At 74.3% G+C, this 24,417-nt stretch carries 20 protein-coding genes; 5 read left to right on the top strand and 15 right to left on the bottom strand.

All coding sequences use genetic code 11. The features are described from left to right. Positions 1 to 155 precede the first annotated feature (155 nt). The 4 genes from lipB to ACZ5WK_RS06460 form a co-directional block, all read right to left on the bottom strand. A complete protein-coding gene (gene lipB, locus ACZ5WK_RS06445; RefSeq protein WP_465545551.1) occupies positions 156 to 953 on the bottom strand; it encodes a lipoyl(octanoyl) transferase LipB in 798 nt (265 codons plus the stop codon). 183 nt (positions 954 to 1,136) lie between these two features. Then, on the bottom strand, positions 1,137 to 3,077 hold the full coding sequence (locus ACZ5WK_RS06450; RefSeq protein WP_465545553.1) for a helix-turn-helix domain-containing protein: 1,941 nt from the start codon (positions 3,075 to 3,077) through the stop codon (positions 1,137 to 1,139). A gap of 199 nt (positions 3,078 to 3,276) precedes the next feature. Beyond that, positions 3,277 to 4,653: an MFS transporter gene (locus ACZ5WK_RS06455; protein WP_465545555.1), complete on the bottom strand. Its 1,377-nt coding sequence runs from the start codon at positions 4,651 to 4,653 to the stop codon at positions 3,277 to 3,279. 47 nt (positions 4,654 to 4,700) lie between these two features. Next, a complete protein-coding gene (locus ACZ5WK_RS06460; protein WP_465545557.1) occupies positions 4,701 to 5,462 on the bottom strand; it encodes a 3-hydroxybutyrate dehydrogenase in 762 nt (253 codons plus the stop codon). A gap of 308 nt (positions 5,463 to 5,770) precedes the next feature. Between ACZ5WK_RS06460 and ACZ5WK_RS06465 the strand changes: the two genes are divergently transcribed. Further along, a complete protein-coding gene (locus ACZ5WK_RS06465; RefSeq protein WP_465545559.1) occupies positions 5,771 to 7,609 on the top strand; it encodes a regulator in 1,839 nt (612 codons plus the stop codon). Between the two features lie 305 nt (positions 7,610 to 7,914). On the opposite strand, the gene ACZ5WK_RS06470 is transcribed toward ACZ5WK_RS06465, so the two are convergent. Together ACZ5WK_RS06470 and ACZ5WK_RS06475 are read right to left on the bottom strand one after the other, a co-directional pair. Next, entirely contained in the window at positions 7,915 to 9,246 is a 1,332-nt protein-coding gene (locus ACZ5WK_RS06470; RefSeq protein ID WP_465545561.1) for an NAD(P)/FAD-dependent oxidoreductase, read from the bottom strand. Positions 9,247 to 9,714: 468 nt separating this feature from the next. Continuing rightward, on the bottom strand, positions 9,715 to 10,620 hold the full coding sequence (locus ACZ5WK_RS06475; protein WP_465545563.1) for a TIGR01777 family oxidoreductase: 906 nt from the start codon (positions 10,618 to 10,620) through the stop codon (positions 9,715 to 9,717). 73 nt (positions 10,621 to 10,693) lie between these two features. Between ACZ5WK_RS06475 and ACZ5WK_RS06480 the strand changes: the two genes are divergently transcribed. Beyond that, complete coding sequence (locus tag ACZ5WK_RS06480) at positions 10,694 to 11,191, top strand: GNAT family N-acetyltransferase (RefSeq protein WP_465545565.1); 498 nt, start codon at positions 10,694 to 10,696, stop codon at positions 11,189 to 11,191. Positions 11,192 to 11,367: 176 nt separating this feature from the next. Continuing rightward, positions 11,368 to 12,396 carry a DUF2510 domain-containing protein gene (locus ACZ5WK_RS06485; RefSeq protein ID WP_465545567.1) on the top strand — a complete coding sequence of 343 codons (1,029 nt, stop codon included), beginning with the start codon at positions 11,368 to 11,370 and terminating at the stop codon, positions 12,394 to 12,396. A 129-nt stretch (positions 12,397 to 12,525) separates the two neighbouring features. Here ACZ5WK_RS06485 and ACZ5WK_RS06490 read toward each other — a convergent pair whose 3' ends face one another. From ACZ5WK_RS06490 to cobU, 7 genes are all read right to left on the bottom strand, one after another. Next, positions 12,526 to 13,041, bottom strand: a complete 516-nt coding sequence (locus tag ACZ5WK_RS06490) for a DUF4240 domain-containing protein (protein WP_396319453.1) — start codon at positions 13,039 to 13,041, stop codon at positions 12,526 to 12,528. A 189-nt stretch (positions 13,042 to 13,230) separates the two neighbouring features. After that, a complete protein-coding gene (sucB, locus tag ACZ5WK_RS06495; protein ID WP_465545570.1) occupies positions 13,231 to 15,006 on the bottom strand; it encodes a 2-oxoglutarate dehydrogenase, E2 component, dihydrolipoamide succinyltransferase in 1,776 nt (591 codons plus the stop codon). A gap of 57 nt (positions 15,007 to 15,063) precedes the next feature. Next, complete coding sequence (gene lpdA / locus ACZ5WK_RS06500) at positions 15,064 to 16,452, bottom strand: dihydrolipoyl dehydrogenase (RefSeq protein ID WP_449770487.1); 1,389 nt, start codon at positions 16,450 to 16,452, stop codon at positions 15,064 to 15,066. Between the two features lie 434 nt (positions 16,453 to 16,886). Continuing rightward, positions 16,887 to 18,392, bottom strand: coding sequence for a leucyl aminopeptidase (locus ACZ5WK_RS06505; RefSeq protein WP_465545572.1), 1,506 nt, complete (start codon positions 18,390 to 18,392; stop codon positions 16,887 to 16,889). A gap of 297 nt (positions 18,393 to 18,689) precedes the next feature. Continuing rightward, complete coding sequence (locus tag ACZ5WK_RS06510; protein ID WP_465545574.1) at positions 18,690 to 19,481, bottom strand: adenosylcobinamide-GDP ribazoletransferase; 792 nt, start codon at positions 19,479 to 19,481, stop codon at positions 18,690 to 18,692. Between the two features lie 139 nt (positions 19,482 to 19,620). Continuing rightward, a complete protein-coding gene (locus ACZ5WK_RS06515) occupies positions 19,621 to 20,736 on the bottom strand; it encodes a nicotinate-nucleotide--dimethylbenzimidazole phosphoribosyltransferase (RefSeq protein ID WP_465545576.1) in 1,116 nt (371 codons plus the stop codon). Between the two features lie 151 nt (positions 20,737 to 20,887). Next, the gene (gene cobU, locus ACZ5WK_RS06520) at positions 20,888 to 21,460 is read right to left on the bottom strand and encodes a bifunctional adenosylcobinamide kinase/adenosylcobinamide-phosphate guanylyltransferase (protein WP_465545578.1); all 573 of its coding nucleotides are present in this window, start codon (positions 21,458 to 21,460) and stop codon (positions 20,888 to 20,890) included. Positions 21,461 to 21,566: 106 nt separating this feature from the next. Between cobU and ACZ5WK_RS06525 the strand changes: the two genes are divergently transcribed. Next, on the top strand, positions 21,567 to 21,770 hold the full coding sequence (locus tag ACZ5WK_RS06525; RefSeq protein WP_359802666.1) for a hypothetical protein: 204 nt from the start codon (positions 21,567 to 21,569) through the stop codon (positions 21,768 to 21,770). A gap of 37 nt (positions 21,771 to 21,807) precedes the next feature. Here ACZ5WK_RS06525 and ACZ5WK_RS06530 read toward each other — a convergent pair whose 3' ends face one another. Next, positions 21,808 to 22,506 carry a methyltransferase domain-containing protein gene (locus tag ACZ5WK_RS06530; RefSeq protein WP_465545936.1) on the bottom strand — a complete coding sequence of 233 codons (699 nt, stop codon included), beginning with the start codon at positions 22,504 to 22,506 and terminating at the stop codon, positions 21,808 to 21,810. A 200-nt stretch (positions 22,507 to 22,706) separates the two neighbouring features. After that, positions 22,707 to 23,306, bottom strand: a complete 600-nt coding sequence (locus tag ACZ5WK_RS06535; RefSeq protein ID WP_396319445.1) for a DUF3043 domain-containing protein — start codon at positions 23,304 to 23,306, stop codon at positions 22,707 to 22,709. Between the two features lie 301 nt (positions 23,307 to 23,607). Here ACZ5WK_RS06535 and ACZ5WK_RS06540 point away from each other — a divergent pair, with 301 nt between their 5' ends. Further along, on the top strand, positions 23,608 to 24,408 hold the full coding sequence (locus ACZ5WK_RS06540) for a PspA/IM30 family protein (RefSeq protein ID WP_465545581.1): 801 nt from the start codon (positions 23,608 to 23,610) through the stop codon (positions 24,406 to 24,408). Positions 24,409 to 24,417 lie beyond the last annotated feature (9 nt).

Genomic DNA, 24,417 nt, shown 5'->3' on the forward strand with positions numbered 1-24,417 from the left:
CCCCAGGGTACGCCTGTGCTTGTACGGCCTTCGCCGGGCCGGTGGCCCGCAATCGCAGGGCAACATCGCTACCGGCGGGTAGATTCCCCGGACCTTCCGGGCGGATTCCCGGATGTGCCGGGGTGGATTCCCCGGACCTGCCCGGTCGTCCCGGGTCAGCGGCTGAGCGCCGGCTCCGGCAGTTCGGCGAACACGTCCGCCAGGTGCTTCTCGACCGCGGACAGCGCCTCGCCGACCGGGAAATCCCGGCCCAGCTCGCCGGAGAGCGACGCGACGCCCGCGTCCCGGATGCCGCAGGGCACGATCCGGTCGAACCAGGTCATGTCCGGATCGCAGTTCAGCGCGAAGCCGTGCATGGTCACCCCGCGCGAGACCCGCACGCCGATCGCGGCGAGCTTGCGGTCGTCGCCGCGCTGCCCGGCGTTGGAGGGCGCGTACTCCGGCCCGGCCAGGCGGGGGTCGATGCCCAGCGGCAGGCCCATCCGCAGGGTCAGCTTGCCGAGGTCCACCACCTGCGACGGGTCCACCACCGCGTCCGGGATGGCCTCGCCCAGTACCCAGACCCCGCTGCGGCCCTCGACCCGGGTGGTCTCCACGCCGAACTCGCCGCAGGCCCGGATCAGGGCCTCCTCAAGCCGGCGCACGTACGCGACGACGTCCATCGGCTCGGGGAGCTTCACGATCGGGTAGCCGACCAGCTGGCCGGGGCCGTGCCAGGTGATCTCGCCGCCCCGGTTGACCTCGACCACCGGCGTGCCGTCCAGCGGCAGGTCGGCCGGGTTAGTGCGCCTGCCCATCGTGTACACGGGCGGGTGCTCCAGCAGCAGCACGGTGTCGGGGATCTCGTCCGCGACCCGCAGCGCGTGCAGCCGCTGCTGCTCCTCCCAAGCCTCCTGGTAGGGGACCGCGCCCTCGCCCATGCCCATCCGCACGAACCGCACGTTCTCGCTCATGCGCGCACCCCGCCGCACTCGGCGGTCACTTCGCGCGACGCGCACCGTCCGACCGTCTGCTCGCTACGCTCGCTCACCGTTGCTGCTCCTTGCCAGGCGTTCGAGACCAACCTCGCCACTGTACGCCCCGGCCGCGATCGGCCGTCCGGGTGCCCGCGGGCAGCCCCGGTCCGGCCCGTCCGGTCAGTTGCCGGCGAGCAGCTGGAGCCGCAGTGCCAGCTGCAGCTCCAGGGAGCGTTCGGGGTGGTTCCAGTCCCGGCCGAGCAGCACCTCGACCCGGTCCAGCCGCTGCACCACCGTGTTCACGTGGACGTGCAGCTCGTCCTTGGCCCGGGTCAGGCTGCCGCCGCAGTCGAAGTAGGCGCGAAGCGTGCGGACCAGCTCGGTGCCGCGCCGGGCGTCGTAGTCCAGCAGCGGGCCGAGCGTCGCGCCGACGAAGCCGTCCACGTCGTGGCCGTCCCCGAGCAGCACCCCCAGGAAGCCCAGCGCCCGGGCCGAGGCGCCGTCCCCGGCCCGGCCGAGCACGCGCAGCGCGCGGACGCAGCGCAGGCCCTCGGCGTACGAGGCGGCCAGCGCGAGCGGGCCGGCGGCGGGCCGGCCGGCGCCCACGGTGACCGGGAACCCGGCCAGCCGGGCGAGCCGCTCGGCCGCCTGCTCGGCCGCCTCCTGCGGGGCGCCCGCCGAGCCGTCGTCCGGGAGCAGCAGGACGACGGCCTCGCCGTGCTCCGCGCTGATGCCGCGCGAGCCGAACAGGTACCGCCCGGCGGCGCCCGCCAGCCGGCCGCGGTCGGCGGCCGCCGTGGCGGCGCTGGGCGCGGCGCCGGCGGCAGCGGCCGGTTCGGCGACCAGCACCAGGTGCGGGCGGCCGAGGTCCACCCCGAGCCGGCGGCCGCGCGCGGTGAGGCCGGCCGGGTCGCGGTCGGGCGTGGTGAGCAGGTCGGCGAGCAGCTCGCCGCGGACGCGGTTCTCGGTCTCGGCGACCGAGCGGCGCAGCAGCAGGAGCAGCGCGGTGACCACACCGGCCCGCTCGAACAGCCGGCGGTCGGCGTCGTCCAGGCCCGGCCGGCCGAGCAGCACCAGGGTGCCCAGCGGCTCCTGGCCGGCAAGGACCGCGCAGACCCAGGCGTCGCCGTGCCGCACCGACCGGCCCTCGGACCGGGACGCCGCGACCGCCTCGGCCAGCCCCTCGGCGGGTGCGGCCCGGCCGGCCAGCGGCTCGCCGCCGGTGTCCAGGACGGCTATCTCGCCGCCCAGCAGCGCGGCCACCGCGGCGGCGACGTCCGGTACCTCGGCGCCGCGCAGCACCAGGTCGGTGAGCCGGTCGTGGCCCTGCTCGGCGCGCTGGACGGCGGCGGAGTGAGCCCGGATCAGCTCGTTGGCGCTGTTCAGCTCGGCGAGCGCGGCCCGGGTGTCGGCCAGCGACTTGGCGGTGTCCAGGGCGATCGCGGCGTGCGCGGCCAGGGTGCAGAGCAGCGCGACCTCGTCGGGGGAGAAGGCGCGCGGCGAGCGGTCGGCGGCGAAGAGCACCCCGATCACCCGGCCGCCGAGCAGCAGCGGCACCCCGATGATCGCGACCAGGCCCTCGTCCAGCACCCCGGCGTCGATGGTGCCGGTGTGGTGGAAGCGTTCGTCGGTCCGGTAGTCGGGGGTCGCGTACGGGCGGGCGGTCTGGGCGACCAGGCCGCCGAGGCCGTCGCCGAGGCTGAGCCGCAGGGTCTGGAAGAGCACGGAGACCGAGCCGTCGGTCACCCGCATGTAGGTGTCGCCGGCGGCCTCGTCCGGGAGGGTCAGGTAGGCGGTGTCGGTGCCGAGCAGCATCCGGGCCCGGCGGACGATCGCCTGGAGCACGGTGTCCAGGTCCCGGGAGGCGGCGAGATCCCCGGCGGTGTCGAAAAGGGCGGTCAGCTCGGCCTCGCGGCGGCGGTGCTGACGCAGCGTCCGGTGCACCCGCAGCGCCTGCCAGGTGGCGTCGTCGATCTCGCTCAGCACGGCGCCCGGCGCCCCCTGACGGCGCGCGTCGGCCAGCACGTCGGCGAAGTCCTCGGTGGCGGCGCCGGAGGCGAGCAGGTCGAGCAGCCGCCGCAGCGCGGGCGCCGAGCTGGTGTGGGGGACGGGGTCGTTCACGGTACGGCCGCCAATCGGCAGTGGGTCACAGGCCTCGGTCCCTGTCGTCGAAGTCCCGCCTTCCCGGCGGCGTCCGGGCGGACGACGCTGCTTCGGGGACAGGCCCCAGGGACGGAAGCGCGATCGTAGCTGCTCAGCCCCGGTGGCCGTAGCGGGCCGGCGCCCATCCGGTCATGAGCGCCGGCCGTGGAACGGGGTGTCAGGCGGTCGCGGGCTTGGCGAGCGCCACGGCCTCGGGAGCGGACTCCGGCTCGATCTCCGTGAGGTCGCTGCCGCGGGTCTCCCGGCCGCAGAGCACCGCGAGGACGGTGACCGCGGCGGCGATCGCCACGTACACCGCGATCGGGGTGGAACTGCCGTAGTCCTTCAGCAGCGCGGTCGCGATCAGCGGCGCGGGCGCGCCGGCCGCCACCGAGGCGAACTGGGCGCCGATCGACGCACCCGAGTACCGCATCCGGGTGGCGAACATCTCGGAGAAGAAGGCCGCCTGCGGTGCGTACATGGCGCTGTGGAAGACCAGCCCGACGGTCACCGCCAGCACCAGCGAGCCGAACGATTTCGTGTCCACCAGCCCGAAGAAGACGAACGCCCAGATCCCGACGCCCACCGCGCCGACCAGGTACACCGGCTTGCGGCCGACCCGGTCGGAGAGCGCCCCGAAGAGCGGGATCAGCGCGAACTGGACCGCCGAGGCGATCAGCACCGCGTTCAGCGCGGTCTGCTTGGGCAGGTGCACCCGGGTCACGGCGTAGGCCAGGACGAACGTGGTCATCACGTAGTAGGAGATGTTCTCCGCCATCCGGGCGCCCATCGCCACCAGCACCTCCCGCCAGTGGTGCCGCACCACGGCGACCAGCGGCGGCTGCTCGGCCTGCCGCTGCGAGGCCTTGCGTGCCTCGGAGCGGGCCAGCGCCGCCTTGAACAGCGGGGACTCGTCCACCGCCAGCCGGATCCACATCCCCACCGCGACCAGCAGCGCCGACAGCAGGAACGGCACCCGCCAGCCCCAGGAGAGGAAGGTGGCGTCGGACTGCACGGTGGTCAGCAGCGAGAGCACGCCCGCCGCCAGCAGGTTCCCGGCCGGTGCGCCGCCCTGCGGCCAGGACGCCCAGAACCCGCGCCGCCGGGCGTCGCCGTGCTCGGACACCAGCAGCACCGCGCCGCCCCACTCGCCGCCGAGCGCGAAGCCCTGCACCAGCCGCAGCAGGGTGAGCAGCACCGGTGCCGCCACGCCGACCTGGTGGTACGTCGGCAGCAGCCCGATCAGTGTGGTCGACCCGCCCATCAGCAGCAGGCTCACCACCAGCAGCTTCTTCCGGCCGATCCGGTCGCCGAAGTGCCCGAAGACCAGCGCGCCGAGAGGCCGGGCGGCGAACCCGATCGCGTAGGTGAGGAAGGAGAGCAGGGTCCCGGTCAGCGGATCGCTCGCCGGGAAGAACACCTTGCCGAAGACCAGCGCCGCGGCGGTGCCGTACAGGAAGTAGTCGTACCACTCGATGGTGGTGCCGATCAGGCTGGCACCGACCACCTTCCAGAGCGGTGAGCCCGGTCTCGCGACGGTGGGAGAACTGGCCATGGGATCAAGCCTCTCGGAGGGGGACGGGCGGGGTACGGCGGGGAGCATCAGTGCGCGGTCCAGCCGCCGTCGACGGGGAGGCTGGCACCGGTGATGTAGGAGGCGTGCGGGGAGCAGAGCCAGAGGGCGAGCTGGGCCACCTCGTCGGGTTCGATGAGCCGCTTCACGGCGGTGCGGTCGAGCATGATCTGCTCCACCACCTCGTCCTCGCGGATGCCGTGCGCCAGCGCCTGGCCGGCGATCTGGCGCTCCACCAGCGGGGTGCGGACGTAGCCGGGGTTGATGCAGTTGCTGGTGACGCCGTACGGCGCGCCCTCCAGGGCGACCGTCTTGCTCAGCCCCTCCAGCGCGTGCTTGGCGGTCACGTAGGCCGACTTGAAGGCGCTGGCGCGCAGGCCGTGGACGGAGGAGATGTTGACCACCCGCCCCCAGTCACGCTCGTACATGTGCGGCAGGGTGCGGCGCAGGATGCGGAACGGGGCCTCGACCATCACCCGCTGGATCAGGGTGAAGCGTTCCAGCGGGAACTCGTGCACGGGCGCCACGTGCTGGAGGCCGGCGTTGTTGACCACGATGTCGGCGTCGTCCGGCAGGCCCTCGACCGCCTCCGGGTCGGAGAGGTCCGCGACGTGGGCGACGCCGCCGATCCGCTCGGCGAGCTCCCGGGCCGGGGCGGCCGAGAGGTCGACGACGTAGACCCGGGCGCCGGCCTCGGCGAAGGCCTCCGCGCAGGCCCGGCCGATGCCCGAGGCGGCCCCGGTGACCAGGGCCGTACGGCCGTCGAGCGGGCGGGCTGAAGTGGTGTCCATGGCCGAGAACGGTAGGAATCCTGCGGCCCGGCTCCTATGTGGCGGGGGCCTACAGCACTCCGGTGAACCATGGCGGTCATCACTACGACCATCGATCGGCGGTTCGGCCACCTGGAGCCAAACCCATCCTGTCCGGGCTTCCCCACAATGGGCGCCGATGCTTCACCCGTTCGGAGGATTGCTCGGCCAGAACCACCCATAGCGCCCGAATGCTCGCTACATTCGCGCCGATTCCCGACAGGGGGCGCCGCCACAGGCAGCCGAAGTGCTGGTGGAGCCGTGCGGCGTCCGAGAGGTGTTGACTGACTATGCCCCAACGGCCTGCAACCGACAGCCCGGCGTACGGACCGCTCGACCCGCTCGACCAGCACCGAGGTCCGGTCGGCCGGGCCCTTCCGGACGCCCCCGACGCCCCGACCGCCGACGAGTTGCGAGTGCCCGCGCCGATCACGTCCGTCACGCCCGAACGGCACCAGGGCGCTGCCGCCGCCCCGGACGACTCTGCCGCGCCCGCACCCGCACCGCCCCCGCCCACGGCCGGCCACTCCGGCCCGGGTCCGCAGAACGGCCAGCTGGCCGCCCTGATCGAGGAGGCCGGGTTCTCGCACGCCGGCCTGGCCCGCCGGGTCGACCAGCTCGGCCTGGAACACGGCCTCGACCTGCGGTACGACAAGACCTCCGTCACCCGCTGGCTCCGCGGCCAGCAGCCGCGCGGCGCCACCCCGGCCCTGATCGCCGAGGTCTTCACCCGCCGGCTCGGCCGCCGCCTCACCGCCCAGGACCTCGGCCTGGACGCCTGCGCCCCGGTCTACGCGGGCCTGGAGTTCGCCGAGACGCCGCAGGAGGCGGTGGACATCGTGGCGAGCATGTGGCGCAAGGACAACGGCCCGCAGTCCGAGCTGCGCCGGATCGCCTTCACCCCGGCCGGGCTGGTCGTCCCCAGCCGGGACTGGCTGATCGGCCGGACGGACGAGCGCGTCGCCCGGGACGGCTCCACCCTGCCCCGCCCGGACGCCCCCGGCGCACCGTCCGCCGCCGCGCCCGGTGCGCCCGCCGCACCCCCGGTGCGCGGCCCGGCCCCGGCCTCCGGTGCGCCCTCCTCCCGGGCCTCCGTCCCGCCCTCGGCCGCCGGGCAGGCGGCGTCGACCGCGCTCGGCCGGGTGCCGAGCCAGAGCCGGCGCCCGCCCGTCGCCGTCGAGCCGCCGTACACCGACCCGGCCCGTGAGCAGCGTCCGGCGCTGCGGGTCGGCCGGGGCGACATCGCCGCGATCCGCGCCGTCGGGGACCTCTTCCGCGCGCTGGACCACGCCTACGGGGGCGGCCACGCCCGCCAGGCGCTGGTCCGCTACCTGGAGAGCGAGGCCGAACCGATGCTGCGCGGCCGGTACGGCGAGCAGATCGGCCGGGCGCTGTTCGGCGCGGTGGCCGACCTGACCAGGCTGGCCGGCTGGACGTCCTTCGACATCGCCGCGCACGGCCTGGCCCAGCGCTACTTCGTCCAGGCGCTGCGGCTCTCCCAGGCCGCGGGGGACCGCGCGCTCGGCGGCTACGTCCTGGTGACGATGAGCCAGCAGGCGGTGCACCTCGGCCACGGCCGGGAGGCCGTCCAGCTGGCCCGGGTCGCCCAGCAGGGCGTCGGCACCGCCGTACCGCCCACCGTGCAGGCGCTGTTGCACGCCGCCGAGGCGCGCGGGCACGGCCTGCTCGGCGACGTCCGGGCCTGCACCACCGCGCTGGTCCGCTCCGAGCGGTCGCTGGCAGCGGCCCGGGCCGGCGACGAACTGCCCTCCTGGGCCCGGTACTTCGACGAGGCCCAGCTCTCCGACGAGTTCGCCCACTGCTACCGGGACCTCCAGCAGTGGCGGACGTCCGCCCAGCACGCCGAGAAGTCGCTGCGGCTGCGCTCGCCCGCCTACGCCCGGAGCCGGATCTTCTGCCGGATGGTGCTGGCCACCGCCCGGCTCGGCATGGGCGACCTCGACGAGGCGTGCACCATGGCCACCGACGCCCTGCGCGCGGCCGGCGAGATGCGCTCGGCCCGCTCGCTGGAGTACGTCCGGGACTTCCACCGCCGGCTCACCCCGTACCGCGGCAGCCCGGTGGCCCGTGCCTTCGAGGAGACGGCCCGCCAGGCGGGGGTGATCTGACCCTCGACCACCCGCTCCCGGCGCTCACCCGCGGCGGCCGGCGGGCGGACGCCGCCGCGCGGCCCCTGCGCCGGGAGCGGGGGGACCAGCACCGGCAGCGGGAAGGGCAGCGCCGGGAGCGGCAGCGGGAAGGGCAGCGCCGGGAGCGGCGGCGGCACGAGCAGCGCCGGGAGCGGGTCGGGCAGCACCCGGAGCATGCCCGCGCCGACCAGCGCCGTCGCGGTGGACGAGGGCAGGTGCCCGGCGTCCACCGCGGCGGGGCCGGCCCCGAAGGTCCTCGTGACCCGCCCCCGTCCGGGTCCGCGTCAGGCCGCCGCCTCCGCCTCGCGGGCGCCGGTCGGCAGTCCCAGGTCGCGCACCACGGCCTGCGCCGCCCGCCGGCCCGAGACCAGCGCACCCTGGGCGGTGCTGGTGTCCCGGTGGTCCCCGCAGACGTACAGCCCGGCCAGCAGCCGCACCGGGCGCCGGTGGTTGTGCGGCGGCGGCATGGTCGGTACCGCGTCGGGGACGTGGCGCACGCTCAGGAACTGCCACCCCTTGGTCGGCGCGCCGTACAGCTCCGCCAGCCGCGCGCGCACCGCCGGTTCCAGCGCGGCCGGGCCGCCGGCGTCGAACGAGCGCCGTCCGAGCACCGTGGTGGCGACCAGGGCCTGCCCGGCCGGGGCGTACGAGGGGTGCAGCTCGCTGAGCACCACCGAGTGCGAGACCAGCGGCGGCCGCCCGCCCGGACGGTCGCCGTCCAGCAGCAGGACGGCCTCGCCGATCGGCGCCCGGTCGGCCGCGTGGTAGAAGGTCGTGACGGGGTGGAAGTCCGGCAGCCGCAGGCCCGGCAGCAGCCCGGCGGCGGACCGCGCCCCGGTCGCCACCACCACGGCCTGCGCGCCGATCCGCCCGTGCCCGGCGGTCTCCACGCCGTCGGCCGCGATCGAGGTGACCTGCACCCCGGTGCGCACCGTCCCGGCGGGCAGCGCGGCGGCCAGCTGGGCCGGCACCGCCGCTATGCCGCCGGCGGGCAGACAGAGCCGGCCGCGTGCGTAGCTGCGCAGCACCAGGTCGGCGATCCGGCTGGAGGTGCCCAGGGCCGGGTCGCTGAGCAGGGCGGCGAGCAGCGGCCGCAGGAAGCCGTCGACGGTGCGCGGGGCGAGGCCGCGTTCGGTGAGCGCACGGGCGGCTGTGGTCTCCGGCCGGGCCTGGAGCCGGCCGGCCGGGGTGGCGGCCAGCCGGCTGAGCCAGCTGCCCAGCCGGGCCTTGTCCAGCGGGTTGCCCAGCGGGGCCCGGGTGGCGGCCTGCCGGGCGGTGGTCAGCTGCGGGTCCCCGGCGCGGTAGCGGCGGCCGCCGCCGTGCACGAGTACGCCGGGCGCGAGCGGGCGCAGTTCGAGGCGGTCCAGGTCGAGGACGCGGCGTAGCTCCGGGTAGGCGGTGTTGAGCAGTTGGCTGCCGTGGTCGAGCCGGAAACCGTCCAGTTCGCGGGTGGCCATCCGGCCGCCGACGCGGTCCGTGGTCTCCAGGACGTGGACGGTCAGTCCGTGGCCGGTCAGTACGCGGGCGGCGGCCAGGCCCGCGAGTCCGGCGCCCACCACGACGACGTCCGGGTCGGACTGTCGGCGGGCGCGGCGAGTGAAGTCGTACGTGGGCACTGGCGTGCTCCCTCCCTGGTCCCGGAGCTTCGGCCGACGCAGGCAGCGGGGTGCCGGGACACGGTCCGACGATGTGATGCCCAGTCAGTGTGAGCGTCAGACAAGCGCATCGGGCCGTATCCGGCGCCGGGGAGGGTTCGGCCGCACGAGATGGCGGCGCCGTCACGGACTGTGGCCCAAGGGGCCGGGTTCGGGGGTCTGCGGGCGCGCACGGTCACCGGGGGCGTGCGGCGCGCCCACTTCGTGCTCCCGTGCGCCCCCAGCCGGAGCCCCGACCGCCCCCCGCTCGGCATATGCCCCTGGCCGGCGTCGCCGCCGGAGCGGGCGTACGCGGGCCTGCGGCACCCGCGCGGACGGCGACCCGCCCCGGACGCGGCTCGCAGGCACGACGCAGCCCGCCCGGGAAGCGGCTCGCTGCTACGCGACACGCCCCCTCGGCACCACGCGACGCGCCCCGCCGCAGGAGCGCTACAGCGCCGCCCGCACCGCCGAGTCCACGTCCGGGTGCTCGAAGCGGAAGCCCGCCTCCAGCAGCCGCTTCGGCACCACCCGGTGGCTGCCCACCACCTCGATCGCCAGCTCGCCCAGCACCGCCTTCAGCACCGGCGTCGGCACCGGGAACGGCGTCGGCCGCTTCAGCGCCCGCCCCAGCGCCGCCGTCAGCTCGCCGTTGGTCACCGGCTCCGGCGCGCTGAGGTTGAACGCGCCGCTCAGGTCGTCCCGGTCGATCAGGAACCGCAGCGCCGCGACCTCGTCCGCCAGCGAGATGAAGCTCCAGTACTGCCGCCCGTCGCCGAGCCGCCCGCCGAGGCCCAGCTTGAAGAGCGGGAAGAGCCGCCCGCCGGCCCCGCCCTTGGCAGAGAGCACCATCCCGGTGCGCGGGTGGACCACCCGGATCCCGGCGCGCTCGGCCGGCCGGGCCGCGGCCTCCCACTCGACGCAGACCTCGGCCAGGAAGTCGTCCCCGGCGGGGGAGTCCTCGTCGATCACCGCATCCCCGGTCTGCCCGTACCGGCCGACCGCCGAGGCGCTGACGAAGACCCGCGGAGGCTCCTTCAGCCCGGCCAGCGCGACGGCCAGCGTCTCGGTGCCGAGCACCCGGCTCTCCCGGATATCCCGCTTGTAGGCGTCCGTCCACCGGCGGTCGCCGACCCCGGATCCCGCCAGGTGGACCACCGCCTCGACCCCGGCGAGCCCGTCCCGGTCGACCTGCCCGAGCAGCGGGTTCCAGCCGATCGCCGTCGACCCGTCCGGTTGCGGGCCGGTCCGGGAGCGGTGCCGGACCAGCCGGACCACCTCGTGGCCGTCCGCCAGCAGGGAGCGGACGAGTGCCGAGCCGATCAATCCCGTGGAGCCTGTGACCGCGATTCGCATGGGGTCATCCTCGCAGTTTCCGGGGGCCGGAACTCCGTGTACAGGCCGGGGGCCGCTGATTAGCATGACGCGCATGCACGACGAAGATCTGATCATCCGCCCCGCTCGGTCCGAGGACGAGAAGCAGCTGTCGGAGCTCAACCGCGCGGCCTGGTCCTGGCTGAGCGACGTCGCCCCGCAGCCGCCCGAGGGGGACGCGGTGTTCGACGAGCGCCACACCCCGGACCAGTTCCTGCTGGCGCTGCTCGGCGGCCGGGTCGTCGGCTACGTCCGGGTGGTCCCGCCCACCCCGCTGGCCAGCAACCGGCACGTGCGCCAGATCCAGGGGCTGGCGGTCGACTCCTCGGCCCGCGGCCGGGGCCTCGGCCGGGCTCTGGTCGAGGCCGCCTGCACGGCCGCCCGGGAGCAGGGTGCCCGCCGGATCACCCTGCGCGTGCTCGGGCACAACGCCCCGGCCCGGCGCCTCTACGAGGCCTGCGGCTTCGTCGTCGAGGGCTCGCTCACGGAGGAGTTCCTGATCGACGGCCGGTACGTGGACGACATCTGGATGGCCCGCCCGCTCGCGGCCTGAACCGCCCGCCCCACGCCGCCCGCCCGGGGCCGCCCGCACCCTCGGCACCCTCGGCACCCTCCGTCCCGCCGGTGCCGGACCCCCTGACGACCCGTCGGATTTCGTGTCCGGCCGGTAGCAGAGTCGTGACACACCCAACCTGTCTGGAGTAGTGCCACGCCGGGTACCGTACGGCCGTGAGCAACTCGACGCCTCCCGGGTGGTACCCGGTACCGGGTGCGGACGGCACAGCCGGTCATGAGCGCTGGTGGGACGGCACCGCCTGGACCAGCGACGTCCGCCCCGTCCAGGCGGGCGGCGGCGGGCTCGCCGACGCCCCGACACAGGTCTCCTGGCAGACCCCCCAGCAGGCGGCCCCCGCCCAGCCGCCCGCGTACGGCTACGGCGCCCCGCAGCAGGGCGCGCCCGGATACGGCTACCCGGCACAGAACCAGCCCGCCTACGGCTACCCGCAGGGCGGCTACCCGCCGCCCCCGAAGCCCGGGCGGACCAAACCCGGCGTGGTGATCGGCATCGTGGCCGGGGTGCTGGTCGTGGTCGGCGTGGTGGTCGCGATCGCGCTCAACAGCGGTGGCGACACTCCGCGGGCGGACCCGACGCCGGTGCCGACGGTCACCGTCACAAACAGCCCGACCGCCAGCCCGACCAAGCGCACGCCCACCCCGACGCCGACGCCCACGCCGAGCCTGCCGCCGGTGCCGGTGATCAAGGACACCGCCGCCGACACCCAGCACTCCATCACCGTGCCGATATTCCAGGGCTGGGACGCGCAGACCGACACCACGCATTCGACGGTCTTCCTGGGCAGCGGCCGCTACACCTGCCCGACCGGCGGCTCCTGCATCCGCGGCCAGTTCTCGGTCGAGAAGGACACCATCTCCGGCACGTCGGCCCGGGCCGCCGCCGAGGCGGCGATGCCCACCTACGCGGGGGCGATCTTCACCGGGATCACCTCGCACACCGACGCCGGCTCCTCCAACACCACGGTGGCGGGCGTCTCCGGGTACGCGGTGCGCTGGCACATCACCACCTCGGACGGCACCAAGGGCTACGTGCTGATGGTGGCCGTCCCGGCCAAGGGCGGCGGCTACGTGGCCTTCGAGGGCGGCGTGGACGACGCGGCGGGCGCGCCCGACCCGGGCGTCCTCGACCAGATCCTCAAGGGCATCAAGCAGGACGGCACCGCCTCCGGCTCGGGTGCCTGAGGCGGTGGCGCCGCCACGGCCCGGGCCGCGCAGCGTTGTCGGCTGCGGTGCCCGCGGCCCCGCCCGTGGCCCGGCGCCGGCGGCCCAGCCCGGTGCCCGTGGCCCCGCCCGTGGCCCGGTGCCGGCGGCTCAGTCCCCGTAACGCTCCCAGAGCTTGGGGAACCGTTTCGCCATCGCGTCCGGGTCGTCGAAGTCCAGGGAGGCACCCGACGGCCGCGCGGGCTGCCGCTCGCCCACCTCGGGCAGCGGCAGCCCGGTCAGCTGCTCGTACGCCTCGTCGGCGGCGTAGCCGAGGTCCTCGGCCTCGCCGTCCTCCTCCTCGTCGAAGTCCGGGAGCAGGTCGGCCAGGTCGTCCGGCTCGTGGAGCCCGCCCTCGAACACGTCCCGGCCCTGGCCGATCAGCCAGCAGCGGAAGTAGTCGAAGCTGTCCTCCGAGGCACCGTCCAGCAGCAGGTACGCCGCGGCCCAGAGGTCGGTGCGGTAGGCGCGCTGGAACCGCGCCTCGAAGAGCCGGGCGAAGTCGATGACGTCGTCCGGGGTCAGTTGGACGAGCCGCTCCACCAGCCGTTCCGCCTGCTCGTCCGGGTCGCCCTCGGCGGCCTCCCGGGTGTCGTCGATGATCTGCCAGAAGTCGGTCTCGTCCATCACCGCTCCAGCATCCCCGTTCGCCCGCGCCCGCGCATGTGATGGGCCCGCGAAACGCCCGTTCTTCCGATGCCCGGCCCCGTTCGTCCGATGCCCGGCCTCCTCCGTCCGCTCCGGGAACGCGGAACCCCGCGCCGTCCGGGGGCGACGCGGGGTTCCGGAGTTCCGCCGGAGTGCGGCGGAGGAGCCTTACAGGCCGAGCTCGACCTCGAACTCGCCGGCCTCCAGGATCTCCTTGACGGCCACCAGGTAGCGGGCGGCGTCGGCGCCGTCCACCAGGCGGTGGTCGTAGGAGAGCGAGAGGTAGGTCATGTCGCGGATGCCGATGGCGGTGCCGCCCTCGGCCTCGATGACGACCGGGCGCTTGACGGTCGCGCCGATGCCCAGGATGGCGACCTGGTTCGGCGGCACGATGACGGTGTCGAACAGCGCACCGCGCGAGCCGGTGTTGCTGATCGTGAAGGTGGCGCCGGACAGCTCGTCCGGGGTGATCTTGTTGCCGCGCACCTTGCTGGCCAGCTCCGCGGTCTTCTTGGAGATGCCGGCGATGTTGAGGTCGCCCGCACCCTTGATGACCGGGGTCATCAGACCCTTCTCGGAGTCCACCGCGATACCGATGTTCTCGGTGTCGAAGTAGGTGATGGTGCCCTCGGCCTCGTTGATCCGGGCGTTGACGACCGGGTTGGTCTTCAGCGCCTGGGCGGCGGCCTTGACGAAGAACGGCATCGGGGACAGCTTCACGCCCTCGCGGGCGAGGAAGGCGTCCTTGGCCTTGCCGCGCAGCGACATGATCTTGGTGACGTCCACCTCGACCACGCTGGTCAGCTGGGCCTGCTCGTGCAGGGCCTTCAGCATGTTGTCGCCGATGACCTTGCGCATGCGGGTCATCTTGACCGTCTCGCCGCGCAGCGGGGACGCAGCGGCGGCGGCCTTCGGCGCGGCGGCCGGGACGGCGACGGGGGCCGGCGCGGCCTTGGCGGCCTCGGCGGCGGCGATGACGTCCTGCTTGCGGATCCGGCCGCCGACACCGGTGCCGGTGACGGAGGCCAGGGCGACGCCCTGCTCGGCGGCGAGCTTGCGCACCAGCGGGGTGACGTAGGCGTCACCGCTGTCGGCCACCGGGGCGGCCGGCGCGACCGGAGCCGGAGCGGCGACGGGGGCCGGAGCGGCAACCGGAGCCGGGGCGGCAACCGGGGCGGCCGGGGCAACCGGAGCGGCCGGCGCGACCGGAGCCGGAGCGGCGACCGGGGCAGCCGGGGCAACGGGGGCCGGAGCCGCCGGGGCGACCGGAGCCGGGGCGGCAACCGGGGCCGGAGCGGCAGCCGGGGCCGGGGCGGCGGCGACGGCACCGGCGGCGCCGATCAGCGCGAGCTGGGCGCCGACCTCGGCGCTCTCGTCCTCGCCGACCAGGATCTTCACCAGGGTGCCGGCGACCGGCGACGGGATCTCGGTGTCGACCTTGTCGGTGGAGACCTCGAGCAGCGGCTCGTCGACCTCGACGGTGTCACCCTCGGCCTTCAGCCAGCGGGTGACGGTGCCCTCGGTGACGGACTCGCCCAGCGCGGGCAGCAGCACCGGGGTGGCGTCGCCGGCCGGGGCGGCGGGCGCGGCCGGGGCCTCGGCGACCGGAGCGGGGGCGGCGGGCGCCTCCACGACCGGGGCCGGAGCGGCGACCGGAGCCGGGGCGGCCTCGGCGGCGGGGGCCGGAGCGGCGACCGGGGCGCCGGAGCCGTCGTCGATGACCGCCAGCTCGGCGCCCACCTCGACGGTCTCGTCCTCGCCGACCTTGATCGAGGCCAGGATGCCCGAGGCCGGGGCCGGGATCTCGGTGTCGACCTTGTCGGTCGAGACCTCGAGCAGCGGCTCGTCGACCTCCACGCGCTCACCCTCGGCCTTCAGCCAACGGGTGACGGTGCCCTCGGAAACGCTCTCGCCCAGCGCGGGCAGTGTTACTGAGACCGCCATGGTTTCAGCGACTCCTATCAAGTCTTGCGTACTGGAATGGGGGAAGGTGGGGCGCGATCAGTCGTGCGCGTGCAGCGGCTTGCCGGCCAGCGCCAGGTGCGCCTCGCCCAGGGCCTCGGACTGGGTCGGGTGCGCGTGGATGAGCTGCGCGACCTCGGCCGGCAGCGCCTCCCAGTTGTAGATCAGCTGAGCTTCGCCGACCTGCTCGCCCATGCGGGCGCCGACCATGTGGACGCCGACCACGGCGCCGTCCTTGACCTGGACGAGCTTGATCTCGCCGGCGGTCTTCAGGATCTTGCTCTTGCCGTTGCCGGCCAGGTTGTACTTGAGGGTGACGACCTTCTCCTTGCCGTACAGCTCGACGGCCTTCGCCTCGGAGATGCCGACGGAGGCGACCTCGGGGTTGGAGTAGGTCACGCGCGGGACACCGTCGTAGTCGATCGGCACGGCCTTCAGACCGGCCAGGCGCTCGGCCACCAGGATGCCCTCGGCGAAGCCGACGTGGGCCAGCTGCAGGGTCGGGGCGAGGTCGCCGACGGCGGAGATCGTGGGCACGTTGGTGCGCATGTACTCGTCGACGAGGACGTAGCCGCGGTCCATCGCGACGCCGTTCTCCTCGTAGCCGAGGCCGGCCGAGACCGGGCCGCGGCCGATGGCGACGAGCAGCAGGTCGGCGTCGATCTGCTTGCCGTTCTCGGTCGAGACGCGCACACCGGTCTCGGTGTACTCGACGCCGGAGAAGCGGGCCTTCAGCTCGAACTTGATGCCGCGCTTGCGGAACGCGCGCTCCAGCAGCTTGGAGGAGTTCTCGTCCTCCAGCGGGACGAGGTGCGGCAGCGCCTCGACGATGGTGACCTCGACGCCGAAGGACTTCCAGACCGAGGCGAACTCGACGCCGATCACGCCGCCGCCGAGGATGACGGCCGACTTCGGGATGCGGTCGAGCTTGAGCGCGTGGTCGGAGGAGATCACGCGGTCGCCGTCGATGGTCAGACCCGGCAGCGACTTCGGCACGGAGCCGGTGGCCAGGACGATGTGGCGGCCCTCGATGCGCTGGCCGTTGACGTCCACCGAGGTCTGCGAGGAGAGCTTGCCCTCGCCCTGGATGAAGGTCACCTTGCGCGAGGCCACCAGGCCCTGCAGGCCCTTGTACAGGCCGGCGATGACGTCGTCCTTGTACTTGTGGACGCCGTTGATGTCGATGCCCTGGAAGGTGGCCAGAACGCCGAACTCGGCGGCCTCCTTCGTCTCGTCCGCGATCTCGGCGGCGTGCAGCAGCGCCTTGGTCGGGATGCAGCCGCGGTGCAGGCAGGTGCCGCCCAGCTCACCCTTCTCGACCAGGGCGACGCTCAGGCCCAGCTGAGCGGCGCGGAGCGCCGCGGCGTAACCGCCGCTTCCGCCTCCGAGAATGACTACGTCGAAAACGGTGCTGGCGTCGTTCGCCACGTCACGTCCTCCATGCAATGGGGTGGGTCGCCGGGCCGGTCGCGGTCCGGTGGGTCGGAAGCCTTTGTGAGGCGCCCAGTCGTGCCGGAAATACATCTTCGCACTTGTTCACGGCGGCTGATGTCCGGGTCCACCCCGGGGGTGTCCCACAGGGCGGTCACCGGGGTGGGAATACCCCCGACGGAAGGGCATCATCGCAGCTCAGGGCGGGGTTGACAGCGGTGTGAACGGTGCTTCGGGTTGTCTGTCGGCGGGCCGGTTCCGCACAGTGGAACAAAGTTTCGCCCGCAGCGAACAAGGGTGCGGGGCGGGGCTTCGTTCCTTACCCGCAGGTAACAGCGGTGCGGGCGGCCGGACGCCCGGTGGACGCGCCCGGAAAGCCGGACGGGGCCCGGCGCACCCGCGCCGGACCCCGTCCGCTCCGAAGCTCCGGATCAGGCCTTGCTGCCCGCCGCGGTCTGCTCGGCGAAGCGGACCAGGGTGCGCACCGCGCTCGCGGTGCCGCCCTTGGGGGTGTAGCCGAACGGCGCGCCCTCGTGGAAGGCCGGGCCGGCGATGTCCAGGTGGGCCCAGTCGATGCCCTCGGCCACGAACTCCTTCAGGAACAGACCGGCCACCAGGCCGCCGCCCATCCGCTCGCCCATGTTGGCCAGGTCGGCGATGGTCGACTCGGTCATGCCCTTGCGCAGCTCGGCCGGCAGCGGCATCGGCCAGGACTGCTCGCCGACCTCGCCCGCGACGGTGTGCAGCGTCTCGCGCAGCTCGTCGTTGTTGGCCATCACGCCGAAGGTGCGGTGGCCCAGCGCCAGCACCATCGCGCCGGTCAGCGTCGCGACGTCGACGATCACGTCCGGCTTCTCCTCGCCGGCCCGCACGATGGCGTCGGCGAGCACCAGACGGCCCTCGGCGTCGGTGTTCAGCACCTCGACGGTCGTGCCGCCGTACATCTTCAGCACGTCGCCCGGGCGGGTGGCCGAGCCGGACGGCATGTTCTCCGCCAGCGCCAGCCAGGCGGTGACGTTGACGGCCAGGCCGAGCCGCTTGGCGGCGACCACGGCGGCGAAGACGGCGGCGGCGCCGGCCATGTCGCACTTCATGGTCTCGTTGTGGCCGGCCGGCTTCAGCGAGATGCCGCCCGAGTCGTAGGTGATGCCCTTGCCGACGAACGCCAGGCTGGCCTTGGCCTTCGGGTGGGTGTAGGCCACCTTCACCAGTCGCGGCGGGTTGACCGAGCCGTTGCCGACGCCCAGCAGGCCGCCGAAGCCGCCCTTGAGCAGCGCCTTCTCGTCCAGCACCTCGACCTTGAGGCCGTGCTCCTTGCCGGCCGCCTGGGCGATCGCGGCGAAGCCCTTCGGGTTCAGGTCGTTGGGGGCGGTGTTGACCAGGTCGCGGGCCCGGTTCATCTCCTCGCCGACGACCAGGGCGCGCTCGACGGCGGCCTTGGCGTCCTTGCTGCCCTTGCGGGCGGCCAGCAGGACGAGCTCGCCGACCGGCTCCTTGCCGTTGCCGTTGCCCTTGTAGGTGCCGAAGGCGTAGGAGCCGAGCAGGCCGCCCAGCGCGACCGCCTCGACCTCGTCGGCCGACTCGGCCGGCAGCGCCAGCGCGGCCTTCTTGCTGCCGGCCAGGGCGCGGGCGGCGACACCGGCGGCGCGGCGCAGCGCCTCCGACCCGTAGCCGCCGTCGGCGGCCTCGCCGAGGCCGACCGCGAGCACGAGCGCGGCCTTCAGGCCGGCGGGGGAGGGCACCTTGACGGTCTCGCCCTCGGCGCCGGTCGCGCCCAGGGTGCTGAGGACCTCGGCCAGCTTGCCCTCGAACGCCTCGCTCACGGCCTCGGCACCGGGGGCCAGCACAATGCCCTTCGGGCCCTTCGCGACACCGATCACCAGGGCGTCCGCGCGCAGCGAGGCGGCGGAGGAGGTGCTCACAGACAATGCAGTCACGTAATGCGTCCTGTTCTTTCGCGGTCCACGACCGGTCGCGGCGCGGCTGCCGCACCGGCGCAGCCAGCCGCCGCCGCGGGCCTCCCGGTGGCGCGGGCCGGGTCCGGGGCCCCTGGCGCGTGCGCCCGCCGGTCGCGGCGGCCGCACACACCAGAAGCCCCGGCTCCTCGGCGCGCGTCGGCCGGGCAGGACCTGCGACGGTGCAGGGCTGCGGTGCTCCACGCATGGTAGTCCGCATGCTGGGATCACGCGCCGCCCGGTGCCCGGTCGTCCGTTGCCGGTGTTCGCCGGTGCGCCTCAGCCCAGCAGCGCGAGCGCCAGGAGTGTGCCGGTCGCGGCGGTCTCCGCCATCGCGCCGAGGACGTCCCCGGTGATCCCGTCCAACCGCCGTACGCAGCGTCGCAACAGCAGCCAGGCGCACCCGAGCCCGGCTGCAACGGCCAGCGGAAGCCGGAGAACTGACCATCCGTCGGCCATGCCGGCGGCGGCCGCCGCCAGCATCGACCCGGCCGTGGCCGTGATCGCGGCGGCCGGCGAAACCGTCCCCGCGACCATCGCACCGAGCCCGCCCGGCCGGGCGGCCGGCACCGAGCGCAGGCACCCCCAGGCGAGCGCGCACCGCGCGGCCGTGGCCGAGGTGAGGACGGCGAGTGCTCCGTGCGGCACCGAGGCGTCGAACTGCCCGGCCACCGCGGCGATCTGGGCCAGCAGGACGAGGACCAGGGTGAGTACGCCGAACGGCCCGATGTCCGACTGCTTCATGATGCGCAGCGCATCCTCGGCCGGCTTGCCGCTGCCCAGGCCGTCGGCGACGTCGGCCAGCCCGTCCAGATGCAGCCCCCGGGTCAGTGCGGCCAGCACCCCGACCGCCGCCACCGCGCCGAGCAGCCCGCCCGCACGCCACGCGACCAGCGCCCCCGCGCCCGCCGCCATCGCCCCGAGCACCACCCCGACCACCGGGGCGGACGCCATCGCCCGACCCGCCGCCGCCCGGTCCCACCGCTCGACCCGCACCCGCAGCACCGACAGCGTCCCGAACCCGAACCGCAGTCCGTCCCCCCAGCCGGCCTGGTCGTCTCTGCTCTGCACGAACCCGTTCCTCGGTCGGTCACCGCCCAGCACCGCGGCCCGGGAGGGGCGGGAACTGCGCGCGGCGGAAGGCCGCCATCGGTCCTGGAGCGCCGACGGCCGGTGGCCGTCGCTCTCTGCCCCAACGGGCAGGGCCCCGCTACACCCGCCCCAGCAGCTCCGCCGCCGACGGCAGCTTCGGCTGCTCCTTCGGCGCCGACGGCACGAAGGGCGCGGGCGCCTGCTCGGCCAGGGTGTCCGCCGCGGCCTGGAGCAGCGGCAGCGCCATCAGCGCACCGATGCCCTCGCCCATGATGATCCCCTGCTCCTGGAGCGGCGTCAGGGTCAGCCGGTCGTACGCCTTCGCCTGGGCCGGCTCGCCGCTGGACTGCCCGGCCCGCCACCACTCGGGCGCCCGGAACGCGATCCGCTGCGCGACCAGCGCGCAGGCCGCCGAGACCACCCCGTCCAGGACGACCGGCAGCTTCCGCACCGCGGCCTGGAGCAGGAAGCCGGTGATCGCGGCGAAGTCGGCGCCGCCGGTGGCGCCGAGCAGTGCCAGCTGGTCGCCGAGCACCGGCCGGGCCCGCCGCAGCGAGTCCCGGATGGCCGCGCACTTGACCATCCACACCTTGTCGTCGATGCCCGAGCCGCGCCCGGTCACCGCGGCCGCGTCCGTCCCGCAGAGCGCGCCGACCAGCACCGCCGCCACCGTGGTCGAGCCGACGCCGAGGTCGCCCAGCACCACCAGGTCCGTCCCGGCGTCGGCCTCCTCGTCGGCGACGGCCATCCCGGCCCGGAAGGCCTTGACGGTCTCCTCCGGCGTCAGTGCGTCCTCGCGGTCGATCCGGCCGGAGCCGCGACGCACGCGGTGCGCGACCACCGCGTCGGGGAAGTCGGACGGTTCCGCGTCCACCGCGACGTCCACCACCCGTACTTCGGCGCCGAACCGACGGGCGAGCAGTGCCACCGGCGCGGTGCCGTCCAGGACCGCCCGGACCCGGGCGGCCGTGCCGCCCTGCGCGGCCAGCCGGGACACCCCGAGGGCCGCCACCCCGTGGTCGGCGGCGAACAGCAGCACCTTGGGGGCCGACAGCGGCCGCACCGGGGAGCGCCCCTGTACGGACGACAGCCAGCTGCCGAGCTCCTCCAGCCGGCCGAGCCCGCCGCGCGGCCGGTCCAGCGTCTGCCAGCGCTCCTCGGCGGCCCGCCGGGCACTCTCGTCGGGGCGCTCGACGAGCGAGGAGAACGTGTCGAGATCCACGGTCGTGTCCATTTATCCGTTTCTCGCTCACAGCGCGGGATACGCGCAGTACATTCGAGGTCTGCCCCAGGCAGCGGTCAGGGCTTGGCCGTCATGGGACTGCGCAAGCGGTCGTGTGAGAAGCCACCTCATCACCGAGGCGGAGGAGTCACCGGTCGGAAGGCTACACGCCAACCGATTTGATGGTCAGGGCTTGCCCTGCCACGACCAGCAGTACGCGTTCCGAGGCGTCCGCCACGGCCATGTTCAGCCTTCCGAGCGTGTCCCGGAAGCGCCGGCCCGCGGCGGTCGCCGGGACGACGCCCATGCCGACCTCGTTGCTGACCGCGACCACCTGCCGTCCGGTCGCCGCCCAGGCCTCGGCGAGCGCCTCGCACCGGGCCTGCACCGCCGCTTCGCCGCCTTCCGCCCACACGGCGTCGTCCCAGGCACCGCACTCGTCCATCACGGCGGTCAGCCAGAGCGCCAGACAGTCGATCAGCACCGGCGCCCGGTCCGCGTCGTCGGCCAGTACGGCCTCCAGGTCGCAGGTCTCGGCGGTGCGCCAGCTCGCCGGCCGCCGCTCGCGGTGCAGGGTGACCCGCTGCGCCCAGTCGGTGTCGTCGTCCCGGGTGCCGCTGGTGGCCACGTACAGCACGTCCTCGTACCGGCCGAGCAGCTGCTCGGCCTTGGTGGACTTGCCGGAGCGCGCACCGCCGAGGACCAGCGTGCGGGGGAGTGCGGGAGCAGTTGCCATACCGCTCATCCTGCCGGACGAGGCATACGGAAGATCCCACCGGGCAGGCTAAGGTGCGCAGCACACAGGGCCGTACAGGGCAGGCAGCACACAGGAGGAGCCGGGCATGGTGTGGACGTGGCGGTACGAGAAGGCGGACGGCACCGTGGTGGCCCCGGGCGGCGGCCAGGAGGAGGAGTTCGCCGGCCAGGGGGACGCCGAGACCTGGATCGGGGAGTCCTGGAAGCAGCTGGCCGAGGACGGGGTGGACACCGCGGTCCTGCTCGACGACGGCCGGGAGATCTACTCGATGAGCCTGCACGAGGCCTGAGGGCCGCCCGCCCCGGAGGCCAGGGGCGAGTGACGGGCTACTTGGCCCCGAACACGTGCAGCAGCGCGGCGACCTGCCGGTACGGGTCGGTGCGGCCGGCCCGCTCCTCGGCTTCGAGCAGCTGGGCCAGCTGCCGCCCGTCCACCGGCGGCGCCGCGTCGTCGGGCGTGTTGTCGGTGAAGACCCGGACGCCGTACCAGTGCCGCAGCGGCACGGACACCTCGGAGAGGGTGACGGCGAGGTCGGCGAGCCGGTCGGCGCGGGCGGCCAGCCCGAGCCGGTTGTAGTACCGGTCGCTCTCGAAGGCGTGCAGGGCGGCCCGCCAGTCGCCGGCGGCGGCGGGACGCAGGGCCAGCGCGTCGCGGTTGCGGACCAGCAGGGAGAGCAGCCCGCCGGGGGCCAGCAGCCGGGCCAGCGAGGCGATCATCGGGTCCGGGTCCGGCAGGTAGGTCAGGACGCCGTGGCAGAGCACGACGTCGAAGCTGCGCGGCCCGAACCAGCGTCCGCACTGGTGGCCGTCGCCGCTGAGCAGCTGGAGCCGGCCGCGGACCTCCGCCGGTTCCTCGGCCAGCGCCCCCTGGGCGACGCCGAGCGCGACCGGGTCGGAGTCGATCCCGGTGACGTAGTGGCCGGCCCGGGCCAGGCGCAGCGCCTGGGTGCCCTGGCCGCAGCCGATGTCTAGGACGCGCTGCGCGTCGCGGCCGGTCAGCTGCTCGGCGAGCTGCCGGGCGACCATCTCCTGCCGGACGAGGTTGCGCAGGCTGCCGAGCCGGTCCAGCCAGGGGCCGGTGCCGCCGGCGAAGGAGCCGCTGCGCGAGGGCAGCCGGCGCTCCTGGGCGATCCGGTCGTGGCCGCCGTCCCCCTGGCCCGGCAGCGCGTACAGGCCGGGCCCCTCCCAGGCGGGAGGGGCCCAGCCGGAGTCCACCGGTTCGGCGGTCAGGGCTTCTCCCCGCGCCGCACCTGCGGCTTGGGCAGCCGGAGCCGGCGCATCTGCAGGATGCGCATCACGCCGTAGGCGACCGCGCCGCGGGTGTTCTGGCCGGCGAAGCGCTCGGCGAGCTGCTTGCGCAGACCGAAGCCGAGGCGGACGAAGTCCAGGATCACCAGGACGAAGAAGGCCAGGAACAGCACGGTGGAGAGCAGCTGGAGGGCCGGCACCTTCACGATGCTGAGGACCAGGATGACCACCGCGGCGGGCAGGAAGAACTCGGCGAGCGACCAGCGGGCGTCCACGTAGTCGCGGGCGAACTTGCGCACCGGGCCCTTGTCGCGGGCCGGCAGGTGGCGCTCGTCGCCCTCCAGCAGCGCGGTGCGCTGCTTCTCGCGCTCGGCGCGCATGCGCTCGCGCGCCTGGCGGGAGGCCTCCTTGCGGTCCTTGGGCACGGTCACCCGGGTACGCCGGTTGGCCTCGGCCTCACTGCGCTTGGGCGTGGGGCGGCCCTTCTTCGCCTGCGGGTCGCGGGCCTGGGTCGTCTCGTCCTGCTTCTCCAGCACAGCGGCGGAGGCGGCGGCATCATCTGAACGGCGTCGGAACACACCACCAGCGTACGGGGTGCGGGACCGCTTCTTCGGGTGTCCTCGGACCCAAACGCATATCGATCGCGTGCGGCCGGGCCCGGTGCCGGGTTTCCGGGGGTCTTCCCGTAGGGGATCACTCCGGAGGACGGTGGGTGGGATGAGGGCCGGATCCACCGCGGGGATGAGGCAGTCGCGGGGGTCGCTGTAGCAGTCTTGTTGCAGGCAGGTGCACTGCGGCGACGGGCTCGCTGCACATACACTCGTCGTGTCTGGTAACGAGATAGAGACCGCAGGCCGGAGAAGGGGGCACCCGAGGCCCATGAGCGACGGAATCATGAAGCGTATGGGGCTGATCTTCCGCTCCAAGGCGAACAAGGCCTTGGACCGGGCGGAGGATCCGCGAGAGACGCTGGACTATTCGTACCAGAAGCAGCTCGAGCTGCTCCAGAAGGTACGTCGCGGCGTCGCGGACGTGGCCACCTCGCGCAAGCGCCTGGAACTCCAGCTGACCCAGCTCCAGCAGCAGTCCGCGAAGTACGAGGACCAGGGCCGCAAGGCGCTCTCGCTCGGCCGGGAGGACCTCGCGCGCGAGGCGCTGACCCGCAAGGCGAACATGCAGTCCCAGATCACCGACCTGGAGGCGCAGTACCAGCAGCTCCAGGCCGAGGAGGAGAAGCTCACGCTCGCCTCCCAGCGGCTGCAGGCCAAGGTGGACGCCTTCCGCACCAAGAAGGAGACCATCAAGGCCACCTACACCGCGGCCCAGGCACAGACCCGGATCGCCGAGTCGTTCTCCGGTATCTCGGAGGAGATGGGCGACGTCGGTCTGGCGATCCAGCGGGCCGAGGACAAGACCGCCCAGATGCAGGCCCGCGCGGGTGCGATCGACGAGCTGCTGGCTTCCGGTGCGCTCGACGACGCCAGCGGGCTCGGCCGCAAGGACGACATCGAGGCGGAGCTGGAGCGCGTGGCCGGCGGCTCGGACGTCGAGCTGGAGCTGGCCCGGATGAAGGCCGAGCTGACGGGCGGCTCGCCGTCCTCCGGCCCGCAGGCCATCGAGCAGGGCAAGGCGCAGGACGCGTCGCAGCAGGACACCCCGCGTATCAACTACAACAAGTGATCTGAGCTT

The organism is Kitasatospora sp. NPDC032757 (genome assembly GCF_055579305.1).

Coding starts and splice junctions, on each gene's coding strand:
- lipB (WP_465545551.1), bottom strand. CDS start 953: ATGAGCGAGAACGTGCGGTTCGTGCGGATGGGCATGGGCGAGGGCGCG.
- ACZ5WK_RS06455 (WP_465545555.1), bottom strand. CDS start 4,653: ATGGCCAGTTCTCCCACCGTCGCGAGACCGGGCTCACCGCTCTGGAAG.
- ACZ5WK_RS06460 (WP_465545557.1), bottom strand. CDS start 5,462: ATGGACACCACTTCAGCCCGCCCGCTCGACGGCCGTACGGCCCTGGTC.
- ACZ5WK_RS06465 (WP_465545559.1), top strand. CDS start 5,771: ATGCCCCAACGGCCTGCAACCGACAGCCCGGCGTACGGACCGCTCGAC.
- ACZ5WK_RS06475 (WP_465545563.1), bottom strand. CDS start 10,620: ATGCGAATCGCGGTCACAGGCTCCACGGGATTGATCGGCTCGGCACTC.
- ACZ5WK_RS06480 (WP_465545565.1), top strand. CDS start 10,694: ATGCACGACGAAGATCTGATCATCCGCCCCGCTCGGTCCGAGGACGAG.
- ACZ5WK_RS06490 (WP_396319453.1), bottom strand. CDS start 13,041: ATGGACGAGACCGACTTCTGGCAGATCATCGACGACACCCGGGAGGCC.
- sucB (WP_465545570.1), bottom strand. CDS start 15,006: ATGGCGGTCTCAGTAACACTGCCCGCGCTGGGCGAGAGCGTTTCCGAG.
- ACZ5WK_RS06515 (WP_465545576.1), bottom strand. CDS start 20,736: ATGGACACGACCGTGGATCTCGACACGTTCTCCTCGCTCGTCGAGCGC.
- cobU (WP_465545578.1), bottom strand. CDS start 21,460: ATGGCAACTGCTCCCGCACTCCCCCGCACGCTGGTCCTCGGCGGTGCG.
- ACZ5WK_RS06525 (WP_359802666.1), top strand. CDS start 21,567: ATGGTGTGGACGTGGCGGTACGAGAAGGCGGACGGCACCGTGGTGGCC.
- ACZ5WK_RS06530 (WP_465545936.1), bottom strand. CDS start 22,506: ATGGTCGCCCGGCAGCTCGCCGAGCAGCTGACCGGCCGCGACGCGCAG.
- ACZ5WK_RS06540 (WP_465545581.1), top strand. CDS start 23,608: ATGAGCGACGGAATCATGAAGCGTATGGGGCTGATCTTCCGCTCCAAG.